The following is an 18673-nucleotide window of genomic DNA, read 5'->3' as shown; positions in this document are numbered from 1 at the left end:
GATAATCAATTGAAAAATAATCCCGAAATACCGGTTATTCCCTGAATGCCAACTAAGCAGCAGATGATGCTTTCCGGACATCATCTGCTGTTTATACCTGGTTACTCTCTCTCTATTACTACCTCCGTTAATTTATCCAGCCGTGCTATGATCCCCCAGCCGTAAAAATCATTCGCTACAGCTACCAGTATTTCATTATTGCCTTTTATGAGCGGGAGGTTAAAGGAGCTGTTTTCCACGGTACAACGACCATCCGGTTGCTTCATCAGTGGGGCACCGTATAGGTTTTTATCTACATACACATATTTGCCATTTAAAAATACCCATACCTCATCACTGAAGCCCAGGTTTAATTTCAGATTTTGTTCTACGGCAGATTGAATGCTTGTTTTCAGCCATACCAGCCGGCGGGCGCGCTTTTCGGCGCCGCCGAATTTACGGGTCAGGTTAATCAGCCCCCTTCTTTCTGCGTGGATAGTTTCCCAGGGCGTTTCCTTGTCCGGAAAAAACGCCAGGCTGAAATCAACTTTTTCCGGCATCCTGATCGCCGGGCTTACCTGCCATTTACGAAGGTAGCGGGCATCGTTGCTGGTGATGTCGACTCCTTCCTGGGGAGAGAGGCCACCCGTTTTATCAGGTTTCACTACCAGGTTGGCAATGATCGCCTGTCCATCAAAGGAGAGCGCGCCATGCCAGGTGTTACCTTCCAGTTGTGGTACTTCCAATGCAGGATGCAGGGTATCGTTTACGTATACACGTAGTTGTTTGCCGGATACCACCAACTTTACATGATTCCATTTGTCTTTTTCAAACCAGGCGATGTTCTGATAGTGATAGAGCATGTCCCATAGATTAATGCCATCTATGAAAGGGGCATATTGTATGGCGTACTCCTTGCCTGAGCCGGCAGTACGGAAATAGAAACATTCATTTTCCTTCTGACCGGCACGCCGGAAATGAATAGAGGTAAAGTTCGGATCTACCGGCTCCATATCATATTCGATGGTGCCATCTTTGAAATCCAGGTTTTTTAACACGGCGGAATCAGCGCTGTTTAATATCTTCATGGCCGGTACGGATTTGTAGGTGAGGAATTCTACCGTGCCCGGCTTGAAATCCCAATGTGCTGCCTGCATAGGTATGGAGATCTCCGTTTTCTTCCGCTGTGCATTTGCGGATACCGGCAGCAGCAGGAATAATAGACCAATGGCTGTTTTTGTCATGACGTTTTTTTATTTTGAATGGATATCCGGCAAAGATGAATGATCACTATTTTAAAGGCTATTCAAGGGGCCGTCAAGTTTGTGCAAGTTGGTGCAAGTTGACAATACACTAACAGGTAATGAATAACAGTTTTGAAATAAATTATATAAGAAAGTGTCTGACGCTGGTGGAAACCCGGTTAAACTGGGGCGCAAGCAGCGAATGGACGAGCTATGATTTCGAAAAATTAAGTGTAGCTATCGCCGATGCCACCGGGGTAACGTTGAGCATTACCACCTTGAAACGGCTTTGGGGAAAACTGAAATACACCAATATTCCTACTGTCACCACGTTGAATACACTCGCACAATTTGCCGGGTATAGTGATTGGCGGGACTTCAAAAAGCAGGTGCCGCTGGAGCATGGGGACGCAACGGCATTCCGACAGGATATGACTGCGCAAACAGAAACAACGATACCAATACCTCAGTGGCACGCGGGATCAACGCCAACATTATCTCCCGAAGGGGGGATTCACCACACAAAACCTTCCAGGAAGTGGGCTTACTGGTTATTGGGGCTACTGCCACTGGCAGCAGTCATCTATCTGTTATTGATCTCAAATGGTAAACCCGGATTTCCCGTCAACCCTGCAGCGTATTCATTTAGCAGTAATAAAATCAGGATGACCGGCGTCCCCAACTCTGTCATCTTTAATTATGAGGCCACTGCCGCCACCGACTCGGTATTCATTGCGCAGTCGTGGGATATTAGCCGAAAGGTTGCTGTGGCCCGGCAGGAGAAAACGTATTCCGCTATATATTATGCGCCCGGTTATTTCAGAGCAAAGCTGATAGTAGGTAAACAAATTGTAAAAGAGCACGACCTGTTGATTGACTCCAATGGCTGGCTGGCCATGATAGAAAACGAAAAGGCGGTACCGTTATATTTTAAGAAGGAAGAGGTGGAAAAGAATGGAGAAGTTACTGTGGATGAAAACCTCCTGTCTCAATACCACATCGCGTTACAACCGGTGCCACCGCCATTGCGCTTTTTTAACGTACAGCATCTGGGTGATATCAAAAACGATCAGTTCATTTTTGAAACTACATTGAAAAGTGATTTTCACCAGGGTACTGCTGCCTGTCAGCGGGTAGAAATACTGATCCTTTGTAAGAATGATGTGATCATTATTCCTTTATGTGCCAAAGGCTGTGTAGGTGATCTTGCGTTATATGCCGCAGGTGCAGTTGCGCAGAGCAAAGATGCTGATCTTTCTAAATTCGGCTGCGACCTCGATCAGTGGGTGACACTGAAGGTGGAAGCAAAAGATAAGCATATGCAGTTTATAGTGAATGGACAAACCGCATACGCACTTACTTTCCCGCATGCGGCCACCGACATAGTAGGACTTCAATACCGGTTTAATGGCACGGGTGCGATAAAAGATACCCGCTTTATAAAAGGGGATAAGGTCATTCGTCTGTAGCCCCTTTTTCGTACAGTCCTGCCGGTAAGCTGCCTGTTTTATTGTTTCCGCTCCATGGACTCAATTCTTTTATTTTCTATTTCTTTGCCGCTCATACGTCCAAACCGGTAGTTGACATTGATCTTCACTATCCGGGTGAAACTTTCCTTTCATTCATCAAAAATAATCGGCCCTTGTAGACAGAATATTTATCTTTGCCCCCTGTGAAAAAAAGAGGAGTCTACATATTATTTCTCATTTTTATACTTCATCATACTGCTTTCGACCAGCTGCTCAAATTGCCCGCACTCGTAGTGCACTACCAGGAGCACCATGCACGAAACAGTGAGCTGAGTGTGATGGGATTTTTATGTATGCACTACTGGGGACAGGATGACAACGATAATGATGACGAACGGGATATGCAATTGCCCTACAAAACAGTGGATATTCATACACTGCATCATTCCTTTATTCCCCTCGCCAAAGTGATGGCTGTGAAACAGCAGACCTATCATGAAATAACTATTCATTACCCGGCGCTGAAAGATAATTATCTGCCTGAACCAGCGCTCACGTCCCCTTTCCGTCCTCCCAAAGCATAAGCCTTTTAGGGTTATTATTTGAGCGCCACCTGTCATTGACGGGTGGATGTGCGCATTTTATTTCTATTTGAATTAACGAAAAAGGACATGCTAAATAAGATCATTAGCTTTTCTGTAAAGAATAAGCTGGTTATAGGGCTATTTGTATTGGCACTGATTGGCTGGGGAACTTTAGAGGTCACCCGGCTGCCCATTGATGCGGTACCGGACATTACAGATAACCAGGTACAGGTAATTACCGTATCTCCCTCACTGGGAGCGCCGGATGTAGAACGACTCATTACCTTTCCCATAGAACAATCCTGTAGTAACATTCCCGGTCTGAAACAGATCCGGAGTTTTTCCCGCTTTGGACTATCGCTGGTTACCATCGTTTTTACGGACGAAACGGATGTTTACTGGGCGCGGCAGCAGATCAGTGAACGACTGCAACAGGTGCAGCAGGAAATTCCTTCCGGCGTAGGATCCCCTGTAATGGCACCGGTAACCACCGGGCTGGGAGAAATTTATCAATACGTGGTACGCCCGCTGCCCGGTTATGAAGGCAAATACGGGCCTATGGAACTACGTACCCTGCAGGACTGGGTAGTACGCCGGCAGCTGCTGGGAACCCCGGGAGTAGCCGATGTGAGCAGCTTTGGCGGGCAGCTCAAACAATATGAAATTGCGGTGAAGCCCGGGCAACTCAAAGCCAACAATATTTCTATTGCGGATGTATTTGATGCCCTGGAGAAAAATAACCAGAACACCGGTGGCGCCTATATCGAAAAAGGCCCTACCGTTTTATATATCCGCAGTGAAGGCCTCACCAAAGGAATAGATGATATCGAAAAAATAGTGGTGAAAACACTGGACAATGGTATGCCAGTGCTCATACGCGATGTAGCCACTGTGCAACTGGGCGCTGCCACCCGCTATGGCGCTATGTGTTTCAACGACAAAGGAGAAGTGGCCGGCGCAGTAGTGATGATGCTGAAAGGAGAAAACTCTTCCGCCGTAATAAAAAGAGTGAAAGAAAAAGTTGCCATTATTCAGAAATCCCTGCCGGAAGGCGTGGTCATTGAACCTTTCCTGGACCGCACAAAAATGGTGAACAACGCCATTAAAACAGTGGAAACAAACCTGGTAGAAGGTGCATTGATAGTAGTATTTGTACTGGTGTTTTTCCTGGGTAATGTGCGTGCCGGATTAATTGTTTCTTCCGTTATCCCGCTGTCGATGTTGTTTGCCATTATCCTGATGAACAAATTCGGCGTGGGAGGGAACCTGATGAGCCTGGGAGCTATCGACTTCGGGCTGATTGTAGATGGCACCGTGATTGTGGTAGAAGCCATCTTACATCGCTTTACCCATTCCAAACATTTCAGAAAGCTGGGAGCAGTAGATCAGGCCACCATGGATGCGGAAGTAAATGCATCTACCGGTACCATGATTAAATCCGCCGTATTCAGCCAGATCATTATACTGATTGTATACATCCCGATTCTATCATTACAGGGCATTGAAGGAAAGATGTTTAAACCCATGGCCTTCACCGTGGCCTTTGCCATCCTGGGCGCTTTCCTGCTGTCTATTACCTATGTGCCTATGATGAGTGCACTCTTCCTGAGCAAAAAGATCAGTCATAAACCTTCACTGGCAGACCGTATGATGGCATGGCTGGAAAGGCGCTATCAGCCGGCGTTAACAGGGATGATGAAATTCCCGAAAGCCATTATCGCCGGTACATTGATATTGTTTGCCATCGCCACAGTGATACTGGGTCGGATGGGAGGCGAGTTTATTCCTGAACTGGAAGAAGGTGATTTTGCAGTAGAAACCCGTCTGCTTACAGGAAGCAACCTGAATACCACTATCCACGCTACCCAGCAAACTGCCGCTATTTTGTTGAAGAAATTTCCGGAAGTAGAAAAAGTGGTCACCAAAATAGGCAGTGCGGAAATACCCACAGACCCGATGCCACTGGAAGCCAGCGATATGATGGTGATTTTGAAAGATAAAAAAGAATGGACCTCTGCACGCACCTTTGATGAGTTATCGGAAAAGATGAGCAAGGAACTGGCCGTGGTGCCGGGTGTAAGTGTAGGCTTTCAGTTTCCTGTACAAATGCGCTTCAATGAACTGATGACCGGCGCCCGCCAGGATGTGGTTTGTAAAATATTCGGAGAAGATCTTGACTCACTGGCACTATATGCCAATAAGCTGGGAGAGATCATTAAAACAGTGGATGGTGCCATCAATCTCTATGTGGAAACCGTTACCGGTATGCCGCAGGTGGTGATCAACTATAACCGCGACGCCATGGCCAAATACGGCCTGAATGTGAGTGATATTAACCGTGTGGTAAATACCGCATTCGCCGGGCAAACCACCGGGCTGGTGTATGAGGGTGAAAAACGTTTCGATATGGTGGTACGACTGRCAGATGAATCCCGCCGGGATTTAGCCGATGTACAACACCTGTTGATATCTACCCGTCAGGGCATACAGGTGCCGCTGGACCAGGTAGCCACTGTAGAAGAAATAGAAGGGCCCAACCAGATACAACGCGAAGATACCCGCAGAAGGATTATCGTAGGCTTCAACGTGACCGGCAGAGATGTGCAGACGATCGTAACAGAACTACAGCAGAAGGTAGCCGCACAGCTGAAATTGCCTCCTGCCTATTACATCGTATACGGAGGCGCGTTTGAAAATCTCACCGCTGCCAAAGAACGATTATCGCTGGTGGTACCTATTGCGCTGCTGATGATTTTTATGCTGTTATACTTCGCTTTCAATTCTGTTAAGCAGGGACTTCTGATTTATACCGCCATCCCATTGTCCGCTATTGGCGGCATCCTGGCACTGTGGATCAGAGACATGCCCTTCAGTATTTCCGCTGGTGTTGGATTCATTGCCCTGTTTGGCGTAGCAGTGTTGAATGGTATCCTGCTCGTATCGGAATTTAACCGCCTGAAAAAAGAAGGCTGGCACGATGTGAAAAGAGTGGTGATTCACGGTACCAAATCAAAATTGCGTGCAGTACTGATGACGGCACTCGTACCCTCGCTGGGCTTTATTCCTATGGCGGTGAGTAACGGTGCAGGTGCAGAAGTACAAAAACCATTGGCTACCGTAGTGATTGGAGGTCTAATTATTTCAACCATGCTTACATTATTTGTATTGCCGGTATTTTATATCCTCTTTGAAAAAGGATTTAAATATTTTAAACCCGGTAAAACAGTGGTGGCCGGATTAGTATTGCTGATCTTTGCGATGCCTGCCACCAGTCATGCACAACAACGGTTAACGGTACAGGAAGCCGTGGACCTGGCATTGAAAAATAATCTCCATATGCAGTCTGCCAAACTGGGGGAGCAATATTACCAGTCGCTGAAAAAAAGCAACCTGGATATGGATAAAACCAATGTAGGGATAGAATACGGTAAACTGAACAGTGTGGCCAACGATAACAGGTTTACTATCTCCCAGGGTATACAATTTCCAACGGTGTATAAACATCAGCGGAGTATCAACAATATGAATATTGTGTTGAGTAAAATCAATACCCGTCAACAGGAATATGAACTGAAAGCATTGGTGCGGCAGACATACTATGCTTTATTGGTATTCAAACAAAAGAAGCAGTTACTCCTGGAAGCCGATAGTATATACCGGGCATTCCTGGAGAAAGCCAATTTAAGATTTAAAGCAGGAGATGTAGATGCACTGGAGAAATCTACCACGGAAAATCAGCGGTTACAGATCTCTAATCAATTAAGTGTACTACAAACAGATGAGGCCATATTGCATAACCAGTTAAAGGTGTTGTTGAATACTTCCGAAGCCATCATACCTGCGGAGTCAGATCCTGTTTACCGTTTCCATATAGACGAAATGCCGGATGCTGCTGCTGTTGACCGTGCGCCGGTTATCGCCATGAAGCAGCAATTACTGGAACGGAGTATGCAGGAAAATAAACTGGAGAAAAGCCGCCTGCTGCCCACGCTGAACCTGGGGTATAATAATACCAGCATCATCGGTTATCAGCGCATCGGAAGTGAAGAAAAGTATTTTGGTGGTGGTGATCGTTTTTCATCGGTGAGTGCAGGTATTGGCATTCCTTTGTTTGGCAGTGCACAACGTTCGCGTATCCGTGCTTCCGGTATTTTTATACAGCAACAGCAACAGGAGCTGGATGCTACGCGGCAACAACTCCAGTCGGAATTGACGAATGCGGAATATGTGTATGCCAACCGCTTGCAACTTTTCGGTACCCATACTATTTTATTAAATAATGCCTCCCTGATTATTGCCGGCGCCAATAAACGGATGGCTGCCGGTGAAATAGGTTACCTGGAATGGGTGATGCTCATCAACCAGGCCCTGGAAATACGGGGCAACTATTTTACGGTGGTAGAAGAATTGAATAATGCCGTCTTCACCATAGAAAAATTAAGTGCGCTTCATTAAAATATTAAATTCAATAGCATGAAAAAGATAACCTTCATCATATATAGCCTGGGCATTTTTTTATTGGCCTGCAAAGAAAATAAGCCGGAGCAGAAAACCACACCAGGCAAAGAAGTAACGCCCCCGGTGAGCAATGAGGTACAACTGACCCCGGAGCAGATAAAAACAGCGGGCATAGAAATAAAGCCTGCCACCAACAGAGACATGCATACCATTATGCGGGTAAATGGCGTGGTAGATGTACCACCCCAGAATATTGTGTCCGTAAGTATGCCGTTGGGAGGCTATTTAAAAAGCATGCAGCTGTTGCCAGGTATGCAGGTGGCCAAAGGACAACTGCTGGCAGTGCTGGAAGATCCGCAATACATACAGCTGCAACAGGATTACCTGATGGCAAAAAGTAAACTGCGTTACCTGGAAGCAGATTTTAACCGGCAGAAAGAACTGAATGAATCGAAAGCAAATAGTGATAAGGTTTTTCAGCAGGTAAGAAGTGAATTTGAAAGCCAGAAAATTATGGTAAGTGCGTTGAAACAAAAGCTGCAATTGATTAATATTAACACAGATAAACTAACGGAAGATGCCATCACCCGGAGCATTGCTATCTATGCTCCTATCAGCGGATACGTGACTAAAGTAAATGTCAACACAGGTAAATATGTAAATCCAACAGACGTATTGTTTGAGCTGATCAACCCGGCAGATCTGCACCTGAGCCTGACGGTATTTGAAAAAGATTTAGGTAGTCTGGCGCCTGGTCAGCGGGTAAAGTGTTATACCAACAGCAAAGCCGGAGAACAGTATACTGCCACCATTCATCTTATCACCAGGAATGTGGATGAAAACCGCTCGGGTGAAGTACATTGCCACTTTGAAAAATATGACAGGCGTTTATTGCCAGGTATGTTCATGAATGCCGAAATTGAGTTGCAAAACGCCAACGTGACAGCGGTGCCGGATGATGCCGTAGTGAAATGGGAGAATAAACATTATATTTTTGTATCAGCAGGAAATGATAAATTTATAATGACCCCGGTAGAAACAGGTACCAGTAACGGTGGCTTTACAGAAATAAAAAGTAATATTGGTAATAAAGAAGTGGTTACCAGGAATGCATATACGTTGTTGATGAAGATGAAGAACGGAGGAGAGGAAGGATAAGAAGAAGATAATCCGCCTGGCGTATCTTTTTGGTATGCCAGGCTATTGATACATACATTCGTTTTTTTAATCAGCACTATGGCAAATATAGTAGTACCGGAAGCAGGTAACGTACAAAGCAAAAGTAAGATTACTACTATCTCAATTATTGCCAGCGGAGGCCTCGCGGTTGTTAAATTCATAGCTGGCATATTAACGGGCAGTCTTGGCCTGATCGCAGAAGGTATACATTCCCTGCTGGATCTTTTATCTACGTTGGTCACATTTGTGGCTGTGCGTGTAGCGGCCCTTCCACCGGATGCCAACCATCCCTACGGCCATGAGAGGGCTGAGTCATTGGGCGCATTGGCAGGGATGACATTATTAGGCGCTACCGCGCTGATTATCGGCTATCATGCGGTAGTGAAAATTTTTTGGGAGCCCGGTGCACCGGAGGTCGGTATCTGGTCATTCTCTATTATCATCATCAGTATTGTGGTGGATTTTATGCGGGTGAGAACGTTGAAAAAAGCTGCCCGGCACTATCAAAGCCAGGCACTCGCATCTGATGCCGAGCATTTTGGAAATGATATGCTGGGATCGGCGTCGGTACTGGTAGGTTTAGTAATCATCTTTTTGGCTAAGTATCTGCCCTTGCCCGTGTGGCTGGTGGAACGTGCCGATGCGTTTGCGGCACTGGGTGTAGTGGGCATCGCATTTAAGTCGGTATGGAGCATCGGTTCGGAAGCTATCCGTTCACTGATGGATGATGTGCCGGAAGACCTGATGCCCCGGTTACAGGAGCTGGTAGAAAAGATACCCGGCGTGGTGCCCGGTGCGGTAACCATCAGGACCCGCTTTGTGGGTAACAAACCATACGTGGAGGCCGTGGTGGGTACACTGAGAAGTCTGACTTTTGAAAAAGCACATGAACTCACAGAAACTATTGAACATGCCATCAAAGAAGAGCTCAACGGTACCGCAGTAGTGATTGTACATGCGGAACCTATTCATACCACTGATGAGCCATACAGCATTACGGTAAGGTCGGTAGCTGCACGGCTGGACCTCCGTATCCATAATTTGAATCTTTACCAGGTAGGTGATGAAATGAGGATAGAGCTGGACCTGGAAGTAGCTGATGACCTCACCCTACAGGAAGCACATACCAAATCGGAGTTGCTGGAAACAGCGCTGATACAGGAGTTTCCATTACCTGTAAAAGTAACGGTGCATATTGAGCCAAGAAATGAAATGCCAAGAGTGGCTACCCGCCAGGCGGACGCCTTTGAGAAAGTAAGACAGGCATTGGCGAATTTAGATGCCTGGCCCAACGTGAAAATAGATGAGGTGTTGCTAACGAATGAAGGATTGGTGGTAACACTGATCATCTTCTTACCGGGCCATACTTCACTGGCCCATACCCATACTATCATGTATGATCTGGAACGGGCATTAAAACTGGAAATTACAGATATTATCCGCGTACATATTGATCCGGAACCCATTGCGTAATGCCCCGCTGAGAGGCGGCAGATAAAGCTTTTACGGTAGCGCTGGTTTATAAATCAGCGTTTTTATTTACATTTAGCTGGAATATGGATACTGTAAATAAATCGGGATTGCAATTTCTGGCAGGTGGAGGAGAAATGGGCGCTTTAACCCGAACCTACCCCTGGGAAAATACCTGTCTGGGTCATCCGGAGACATGGCCGCAGAGTTTACGTACCACCCTTAGTATTATATTAAATTCCCGTTTCCCCATGTTCTTATGGTGGGGAGCTGAACTTACCTGTTTTTATAATGATGCGTACCGCCCCAGTTTGGGAAATAACGGAAAACATCCCGGAGCGCTGGGGCAACCGGCTCAGGAGATATGGGCAGAGATCTGGGAGGTAATAGGGCCGCAGATTCAGCAGGTGTTGTCTGGTGGTGGTTCTACCTGGAATGAAGACCGGCTCATTCCTATTTACAGGAACGGGCAGCTGGAAGATGTATACTGGACCTATAGTTACAGCCCGGTTTGTGATGAATACGGAGAGATCGCCGGCGTGCTGGTGATCTGTAATGAAACCACCGAAAAGGTAAATCAGCTGATCACTCTTGAAGAAACAAAGAACCAGTTACAGTTTGCCATGGATGCGGGAGGACTGGGCGCCTGGGACCTGGACCCTGTCACCAATAAATTTCGTGGTAACAGCCGCCTGAAGGAATGGTTTGGACTACCTGACCATGCAGAAATTCCGCTGGAGCTGGCCATGTCGGTGATAGCGGAGGAAGACCGGCCCACCGTTACCGCTGCCATACAACATGCTTTGGACCCCGCTTCCGGCGGAGATTACGATATCACCTATCATATCATACATCCACAAACGCAAAAGCCCAGAATTGTGCGGGCTATGGGGAAAGCTTTTTTTCATGACAACGGAGAAGCGTTTCGTTTTAATGGCACGCTGCAGGATATTACCAAAGAAGTGATTGCACAGCAGGCGCTGAAGGAGAGTGAAAGCAATTTCCGTACGCTGGTATTAAATGCGCCAGTGGCCATGTGCGTCTTTAAAGGCCCCACCTTCGTTGTGGAAATTGCGAACAGGCACATGATTGAACTCTGGGGTAAAACCCCGGAAGAAGTACTTGGAAAGCCCATATTTGAAGGGTTGCCGGAAATTCGTAAGCAGGGCCTGGAAGAGTTGCTGCAAAATGTATATGAGAGTGGAGAACATTATATCGCCACCGAACGGGTCGTGTATTTACCCCGGCATGGCGACTTACAACGGTTCTATCTCAACTTCGTATGGGAACCGCTGCGTGGCGCCGATGGCAGTGTCATTGGCATTATTGCTGTGGCGTATGATGTGAGTAATCTGACGGAACCGCGTCTTAAAATAGAAGATGCGGAAGAACGCTCCCGCCTGGCGATGGATGTATCTGAGTTGGGTAGCTATGATGTGAACCTGAAAACCAATACCGTTATTGGCTCTCCGCGGATGAATGAAATATTTGGTGTGGTGGAAGATCCTACGCACGATGATTACATTTATTCCGTGTATTGGGAAGACCTGCCCATCAGGACAGCCGCCTATGAAGCGGCTATGAAATCCGGTGAGCTCTTGTACGAGGTGAGAGTGATCCATCGGGATAAACGTATTCACTGGGTGCGGGTAAAAGGCAGGGTATATTTTGAAGATGGGAAACCGGTACGCCTGCTCGGCGCCGCACTCGATATCACGGATCAGAAGCAACGTGTAGATGCCCTGGAAGAAAGTAACAAACGCTTTGAACTGCTGGCAGATGCCATGCCACAACTGGTATGGATAGCCGATACGGAGGGTAAGGTGATTTATTACAATTCAAGATTGAAGGAATACAAACTAATTTCTGCTTCAGAAAATGGCTATCAATGGGAAATGTTGCTGCATCCGGACGACCAGGAAGCAACCGCCGTTGCCTGGCGTAATGCGGTGGAAGGCGTTGCGCCTTATTCTATGGAGCATCGGGTACTGATGAAGAACGGGGACTATCGCTGGCACCTCAGCAGGGCAATTGCAGAAAGAAATATTAACGGAGATGTGGTGCAGTGGTTTGGTACCGCCACAGATATCCATGCTATGAAACAGGCACAGGAAACCATCCGGGAAAGTGAAGTGCTGTTTCGTCAGCTGACAGAAGAAGCGCCTATGTTTGTGTGGATCACTAACACGGACGCCTATATGCAATATGCCAATAAGGAATTGCTGAAATATGTAGGTGTCGATATTCAGCAACTGCGCTTGTCAAATATCTGGAACGAAGTGACCCATCCGGACGATATCCCTACTGTGGCTGCTATTTATGAGCAACAGAAAAAACATCCCGAGCCTTTTAGTGTGGAATGCAGAATCCGCGAAGGGGCTACCGGGAAGTATAATTGGTTTTTGTTTAAGGGCGTACCCAAAATAGAAAAGCAGGTATTCCTGGGCTTTATTGGTACGGCTGTAAACATCCAGGGATTTCGCGATGCAGAACAAACCATGATGGAATTTTCGCAGCAGCTGGAACGAGAGGTGGCAGCGCGTACACATGAATTGGCAACGGCCAATCATCAGTTGCGTCAGACCAACCAGGAGCTGGAACAATTTGCTTATATCGCCTCACATGATTTGCAGGAGCCGTTACGTAAAGTGCGCACTTTTGCAGGTATGATTTCCGATCCTGATCAACATTCAAAAAGATTGATCGATAAGATAGAAGTGTCTGCAGCACGCATGGCACGGCTGATTCACGATGTATTGAATTTCTCCAAGCTGTCCGCTTCCAGGGAGCTTTTCGAAGCGGTAGACCTGGAAAAAGTATTTGATAATATCCGCAGCGATTTTGAATTACTGATAGAAGAAAAGTCTGCCGTGATTACCCATGACCCGCTACCGGTCATAGAAGGGATTTCCGTGCAGCTGAATCAGTTGTTTTCCAACCTGGTGAGTAACTCGCTGAAGTTTAGCAGGGCAGGAGTGCCGCCGCATATTACTGTTAACGCCACACCGGCAAACGAAACAGAAATTTCCGCATACCCCGAACTGGTGACTGGGAAACGATACTGCCTGATTACTTTTAAAGACAACGGTATCGGATTCAAGCAGGAGCATGCGGAAAAAATCTTTAAAATATTTCAGCGCCTGCACAGCAAGGATGATTACTCAGGTACCGGTATTGGCCTGGCACTGTGTAAGAAAATTGTGATGAATCATCATGGCAGTATTGATGCCATTGCGGTACTGGATGAAGGCGCGGTATTTAAAGTAATACTTCCCTATGAACAAACGGCGGAGTAGTTATTTCTCCGCTTGCGCTTTCGTACGTGCGGCCAGGATATCCAGGTAATGTGGGTTAAACATCACCCCCAGTATATTACCAAATGGATCCACTACAGAGGCGGTTACAAAATCATGGCCGCGTTCAGTAACACCTTCCAGTTCGGTGGCGCCCATAGACAATAGTTTAGCCAGGGTACCAGCTACATCTTCCACATGCCAGTATACAATGGCACCGCCAGGGCCACCGAGGGTAGCTCCTTTAGGGGCATAGCTGCTATCAATCAGGCCCAGCTCATGTTCATAATCACCAATACGGAATTCTGCATATCCGGGTAATTCAAAATAAGGGGCGATGCCTAACAGCTCGCTATACCATTTCTTTGCTGATTCGTGATCGGCGGCGAAAAGACTAATTGTTGCAATGCCGCGTAAAGTGTGTGGATGTGCCATGTTGCTGTTTTTTTAAGGTTAAAATTTATTGCTTGATACAAAAGTATTCCGGCCTTGTGACAGCGCTATGTCAGGGGTGTGAAATTTTTTTTTGAGAAAGGGCAAAATATTCCATCAGGGTCAATTTATGCGGCTCAAAATGTTCCGCATGGGTATGTACCTGCAACATTCTGTCTAAACGGAAATTCCGGTAATCTTTTCGCAAACGGCACCAGGCTACCAGCAACCAGTTGCCCTGGGTACTTAGTAACGCGAACGGCTCTACCGTTCTTTTCGTTACCTGTTGCGTGTCTCCGGAGAGATATTCTATGGTGATGAGATTAAAATTGGTGAGGGCTAACTGTAGTACAGATAAGTTATTGCTGGTTCTGATATCATCAGAATTCTGGCTAAACAACACCCGGTTGGAGAGCAGGTCTGCTTTGTCTTTGGTGCTGTGTCGCAATACAGATCTTATTTTGTTGATAGCATTCCTGTATTCTTTTACCAGGGAGGCGTCTTTATTGGTCAGTACCAGTTGTTCGGCGGTGATCAGTGCGTTGGCTTCGCTTTCGGAAAACATCACTGGTGGCAGGTGGTAGCCTTCCATGATCGTGTATCCTTTTCCTTCTTCCGTTAAAACAGGCACGCCTGATTTCTCCAGCGCTTTGATATCTCTGTAAATGGTACGTACACTGACACCAAACTTTGCAGCCAGTTCTGTAGCCGTAATCAGCCGTTTGGTTTGCAACTGGGTCAGGATGGCCGTTAAACGGGAAAGTCGTTTGGTATCATTATCCATATCGTTCATGATGCTACAGCATATAGGTGGCCGCTGCATAAATTTAAACAAAAAAGACATGGGCTAGCACCGTGGTGTCATTGTTTATTGCTGACCCGTTTAGAGCTGAGCCAGATGCCCGCCAGTACCAGTACACCACCCGCCATTTGCCAGCCGGTAAATGTATCCTTCAAAAATATCATGGCAATCAACGCGCCAATCACCGGGTTTAAATTCAGGAAGTTGCCTACCTGCGCAGCAGGCAAACTTTCCAGCGCCCGGTTATAGAGGAAGTAAGCCAGTGCAGAGGCAAATATCGCCAGATACGCCATGCCGGCCCAGGCCCTGCCGGATATCTCCGGCATGCCATGGTAATATACATCCACCGCGGCCACCGGCAATAGTAAAGCAGTGCCGATGAACGTACTCACAGAGGTAGCTAATAAAGTATCTGTCTCCTTAATACTCCTGGATAAAAGCGTATATCCGCTCCAGCAACAAACTGCCAGCAACATCAGTACACTGCCCAGTAACGCATGGGGAGCGCCTTTGGGCGCGCCCACAAAGCCTACCAGTATTACCCCGGTTACACAGAGTATAATACCGGCAATACTTTTCGGTGCGAGATGTTCCTTTAAAATAATGGCAGCCGGTATGGCAATGGCTACCGGTATTAACCCTTCTACCAGCGCCCCCATGGAAGCGGGAATATATACCATGGCAGAATTAAAGAACCCGTAGTAGATGGTAATGCCCGCCAGGCCCATTAAGACCAGCTTTTTATAAGGCAGTTGCTGTTTTACTTTTCTCCGCTGACGAAGATAAAACGGTAATAACACCGCACAGGCCATCAGGTGACGTAGCGTTGCAAACACAAAAGGACGTACCTCCATGACCACCGTTTTGGTGATGGAAAAAGAACTGCCCCATATGAGCATCACTACAACAATACTGATTAAACCCTTTGTACGGTCTGTTAGAACGATTTTCCCCATAGCATTATTCGTGTGTACAAGATACCCGTTTTTCTGAACTTCAATAGTAATGGAAGAGTTTAATGGGGGTTAACTTAATTTTCAGGATAATGATCATGAAAAGATGAACTTGTCTTATTTGAATAACGGGTATATATAATATGAGATGATATGTACGACAGTGTAATTATTCCGGGTATCTTTTTGCCTGCCGCTGTTATGTCCTCTTTAATTTTTTAAAAAGTTTAGTATAAATAAACAAAATCTGAATTTTTTATTTTAATATTACTCAGCAGAAGTACAGTGAACAATGAATTTATCTGTCGACATTCATATACGTTTTGAAAAATTATTTGTGCGTCAGCAGTAGTAGTGTTTTATGAAAAACGTTGCTGTTGCTGACGCTTTGCCTGTAATATATACTAATCTTCCAACCGTAAAAGTATTAACATGAAAGCTGAGAAGGCAGATGTAGTGGTAATAGGCGGCGGCATATTTGGTTGCGCCATCGCTTATTATTACACCCGTAATAATCCCGGGAAAAAAATCATAGTGCTGGAGCGTAACGAATTGTGTAATGCTGCTACCAGTCGTGCTGCTGCCTTAATGACAAGGATCCGCCCCCGGAAAGCATTTATACCGCTGTCGCTCGAAACCTACGATGCAATAGCTGCGATGGAAAAGCAGCTACAGGAAAGTATGGATGTAAAAACGGTGGGTGTGCTGCATGTTGCGGCGGAAGAAAGCAGTGTAAATGACCTGGCTGCTTTGATGGCTGTTGCAGCTGAATTTAATGAGCCTGCCATGTATATTTCGCAGGAAGACGCGCGTAAGCGGGCGCCATGGCTGAACACTGCCGAGGCCGTAAAGATTGGTTATATCCCCGGTGAAGCTTATTGCGATCCTTACCTGTTGGGTACTTTTTATGCCCGCTGTGCAAAAATACAGGGTGCCATATTCAGGCAGGGCATAACGGTAGATACGTTGTTGATGGAAGGAAAGGCAGCCGCAGGTGTGCGCACCAACGAAGGCATCATCACGGCAGATATGGTGGTGGTGGCCGCAGGGGCCTGGGCGCCGGTATTTGCAGCGCAGGCAGGCATAGGTTTGCCTATGGCGCCGGTAAGAAGTCAATACTGGATTACAGAAAAGAAACCGGTCTTTCCGCCAGGATCACCTATTGTGTTGCTCCCGGATGCACAGGCATATGCACGGCCGGAAGGAGAGTCCCTGTTATTTGGCATCAGGGAGAAGAAATCATTTAGTGTTTCACCGGAAGAAATACCTGCGGACATTCATGGTTTCCCTTTCAGCCCGGACAAAGGAATGCACGACCTGATGGAAGTGATAGAAAGACTGGCCAGGTTTTTCCCCGGTATTTATGAAACAGGACTCCAACATTATGTAGCAGGATTTTCCGGGTATACGCCGGATAATAACCTGAGCATGGGAAAACCTGGAAATGTAGATAACCTGTTACTGGCCACCGGATGCGTAGGCGCCGGTATCGCCGTTTCCGGCGGCGTAGGACGGGCATTTGCAGAAATGGCTGCAGGCCATCCCAATCCATATGATTTCAACAGCTTTGATATAGACCGTTTTGGTGCCGTAGATCCTTTTAGTCCGGAGTGGCTGGAAAGATGCGCCATGGCAAGATCGCTGAAGAAAAGCGGTTGAGATAAAGACCGATCCTGATAGATATATTTATTTAAATACTGAACAATGAAGATGAAATCATTACTATCCCTGTTAGCGCTGCTGATGGGGATCACCGCTGTTGCGCAGCAAAAGACCCGTACTAAAAACATCATTTATATTTCGGTGGATGGCTACCGCTGGAAGGAACTTTTCAGAGGCGCTGAGCAGGCACTGCTCACCAATAAAAAATATAATTCCGCTAGCGCCGCAGATAATCTCAAACGTTACTGGGCAGAAGACATCAAAGAAAGAAGAAGAATGCTGATGCCTTTTGTATGGAACTACATGGAGCAGCATGGTCAGTTATACGGTAACCGTGATCTTGGCAACAATGTGAATGTGCGTAATAAAGCATGGATTTCTTATCCAGGCCGGTCTGAAAGCATTACCGGGTACGCAGATCCGGCGATTACCACCAATGACCATCCTGATAATCCAAATGAAAATGTATTGGAGTTTATTAACAAACAAAAAGGATTCAATGGCAAGGTAGTCACTTTCGCTTCGTGGGATGCAGTAGGCAGGATTGTGAATAGAAACAGGAATGGTATGCTGGTGAATATTCCCTTTGATAATCTGCAGGGAAATAACCTGTCTGAGGCCGAGAAACTGGCCACTGAAACACAACACTATACCCCTAAGATATGGGGAGATGGAGAGCGCCTGGATGCCAATACCTATGCGTTGGCACAGGCATATATTTTAGCGCATCACCCCAGAGTAGTATACCTGGATCTGGCAGATACGGATGAATATGGACACGAAGGAAAGTATGACGCTTACCTGGAAGCTATTCATAACATTGATGCGATGATCGGACATCTCTGGGAGCGGTTGCAACAGGATGGTTTCTATAAAAATAATACGACTTTCATTATCGTGCCGGATCATGGCCGTGGAGACGACCATCAATGGACCAGTCATGGCTCCTCTATTCCTCATGCGAATGATACCTGGTTGCTGGTGATGGGACCGGATACCCCTGTACTTGGTGAAGTAAAAGCATCACAACAAATTTACCAGGATCAGTTTGCGAAAACATTGGCAGACTTGCTGGGCTTTAATTTTACCAGTCAGCAGCATCCGATAGGAGAAGCGATACCTGGTGTCATCGGGCGTTAAAAGCATAT

General features: G+C 46.5%; 12 protein-coding genes. 8 read left to right on the top strand and 4 right to left on the bottom strand.

Translation table 11 applies throughout. The annotated features are described in order from the left end of the window. Nucleotides 1-101 precede the first annotated feature (101 nt). Entirely contained in the window at nt 102-1223 is a 1122-nt protein-coding gene (locus AB4Z08_RS00990) for a hypothetical protein (protein WP_441571894.1), read from the bottom strand. 119 nt (nt 1224-1342) lie between these two features. Between AB4Z08_RS00990 and AB4Z08_RS00985 the strand changes: the two genes are divergently transcribed. The 6 genes from AB4Z08_RS00985 to AB4Z08_RS00960 all read left to right on the top strand — a co-directional run bounded on the left by AB4Z08_RS00985 (nt 1343) and on the right by AB4Z08_RS00960 (nt 13679). Beyond that, nucleotides 1343-2692, top strand: coding sequence for a hypothetical protein (locus AB4Z08_RS00985; RefSeq protein ID WP_441571893.1), 1350 nt, complete (start codon nt 1343-1345; stop codon nt 2690-2692). A gap of 203 nt (nt 2693-2895) precedes the next feature. Beyond that, complete coding sequence (locus AB4Z08_RS00980; RefSeq protein WP_441571892.1) at nt 2896-3276, top strand: hypothetical protein; 381 nt, start codon at nt 2896-2898, stop codon at nt 3274-3276. An 87-nt stretch (nt 3277-3363) separates the two neighbouring features. Continuing rightward, on the top strand, nt 3364-7731 hold the full coding sequence (locus AB4Z08_RS00975) for a CusA/CzcA family heavy metal efflux RND transporter (RefSeq protein WP_441571891.1): 4368 nt from the start codon (nt 3364-3366) through the stop codon (nt 7729-7731). 18 nt (nt 7732-7749) lie between these two features. Further along, the gene (locus AB4Z08_RS00970) at nt 7750-8892 is read left to right on the top strand and encodes an efflux RND transporter periplasmic adaptor subunit (RefSeq protein WP_441571890.1); all 1143 of its coding nucleotides are present in this window, start codon (nt 7750-7752) and stop codon (nt 8890-8892) included. Nucleotides 8893-8970: 78 nt separating this feature from the next. After that, nucleotides 8971-10386, top strand: coding sequence for a cation-efflux pump (locus AB4Z08_RS00965; RefSeq protein ID WP_441571889.1), 1416 nt, complete (start codon nt 8971-8973; stop codon nt 10384-10386). 83 nt (nt 10387-10469) lie between these two features. Next, nucleotides 10470-13679 carry a PAS domain S-box protein gene (locus AB4Z08_RS00960; RefSeq protein WP_441571888.1) on the top strand — a complete coding sequence of 1070 codons (3210 nt, stop codon included), beginning with the start codon at nt 10470-10472 and terminating at the stop codon, nt 13677-13679. Here the strand turns inward: AB4Z08_RS00960 and AB4Z08_RS00955 are convergent, their stop codons facing one another. The 3 genes from AB4Z08_RS00955 to AB4Z08_RS00945 all read right to left on the bottom strand — a co-directional run bounded on the left by AB4Z08_RS00955 (nt 13680) and on the right by AB4Z08_RS00945 (nt 15866). Then, a complete protein-coding gene (locus AB4Z08_RS00955; protein WP_441571887.1) occupies nt 13680-14111 on the bottom strand; it encodes a VOC family protein in 432 nt (143 codons plus the stop codon). A gap of 70 nt (nt 14112-14181) precedes the next feature. Beyond that, nucleotides 14182-14901 carry a helix-turn-helix transcriptional regulator gene (locus AB4Z08_RS00950; RefSeq protein ID WP_441571886.1) on the bottom strand — a complete coding sequence of 240 codons (720 nt, stop codon included), beginning with the start codon at nt 14899-14901 and terminating at the stop codon, nt 14182-14184. A 68-nt stretch (nt 14902-14969) separates the two neighbouring features. Beyond that, on the bottom strand, nt 14970-15866 hold the full coding sequence (locus tag AB4Z08_RS00945; RefSeq protein ID WP_441571885.1) for a DMT family transporter: 897 nt from the start codon (nt 15864-15866) through the stop codon (nt 14970-14972). Nucleotides 15867-16295: 429 nt separating this feature from the next. On the opposite strand from AB4Z08_RS00945, the gene AB4Z08_RS00940 reads away from it, so the two are divergent. Together AB4Z08_RS00940 and AB4Z08_RS00935 are read left to right on the top strand one after the other, a co-directional pair. Beyond that, complete coding sequence (locus AB4Z08_RS00940) at nt 16296-17522, top strand: NAD(P)/FAD-dependent oxidoreductase (RefSeq protein ID WP_441571884.1); 1227 nt, start codon at nt 16296-16298, stop codon at nt 17520-17522. A 45-nt stretch (nt 17523-17567) separates the two neighbouring features. Continuing rightward, entirely contained in the window at nt 17568-18665 is a 1098-nt protein-coding gene (locus tag AB4Z08_RS00935) for an alkaline phosphatase family protein (protein ID WP_441571883.1), read from the top strand. The last annotated feature ends 8 nt before the right edge of the window (nt 18666-18673 follow it).

This window comes from Chitinophaga sp. RAB17, assembly GCF_052114225.1.
Taxonomy (GTDB): Bacteria; Bacteroidota; Bacteroidia; order Chitinophagales; family Chitinophagaceae; genus Chitinophaga.
Note: the sequence above shows the minus strand (reverse complement) of the source record. Positions and strands in the feature narration are given on the sequence as shown.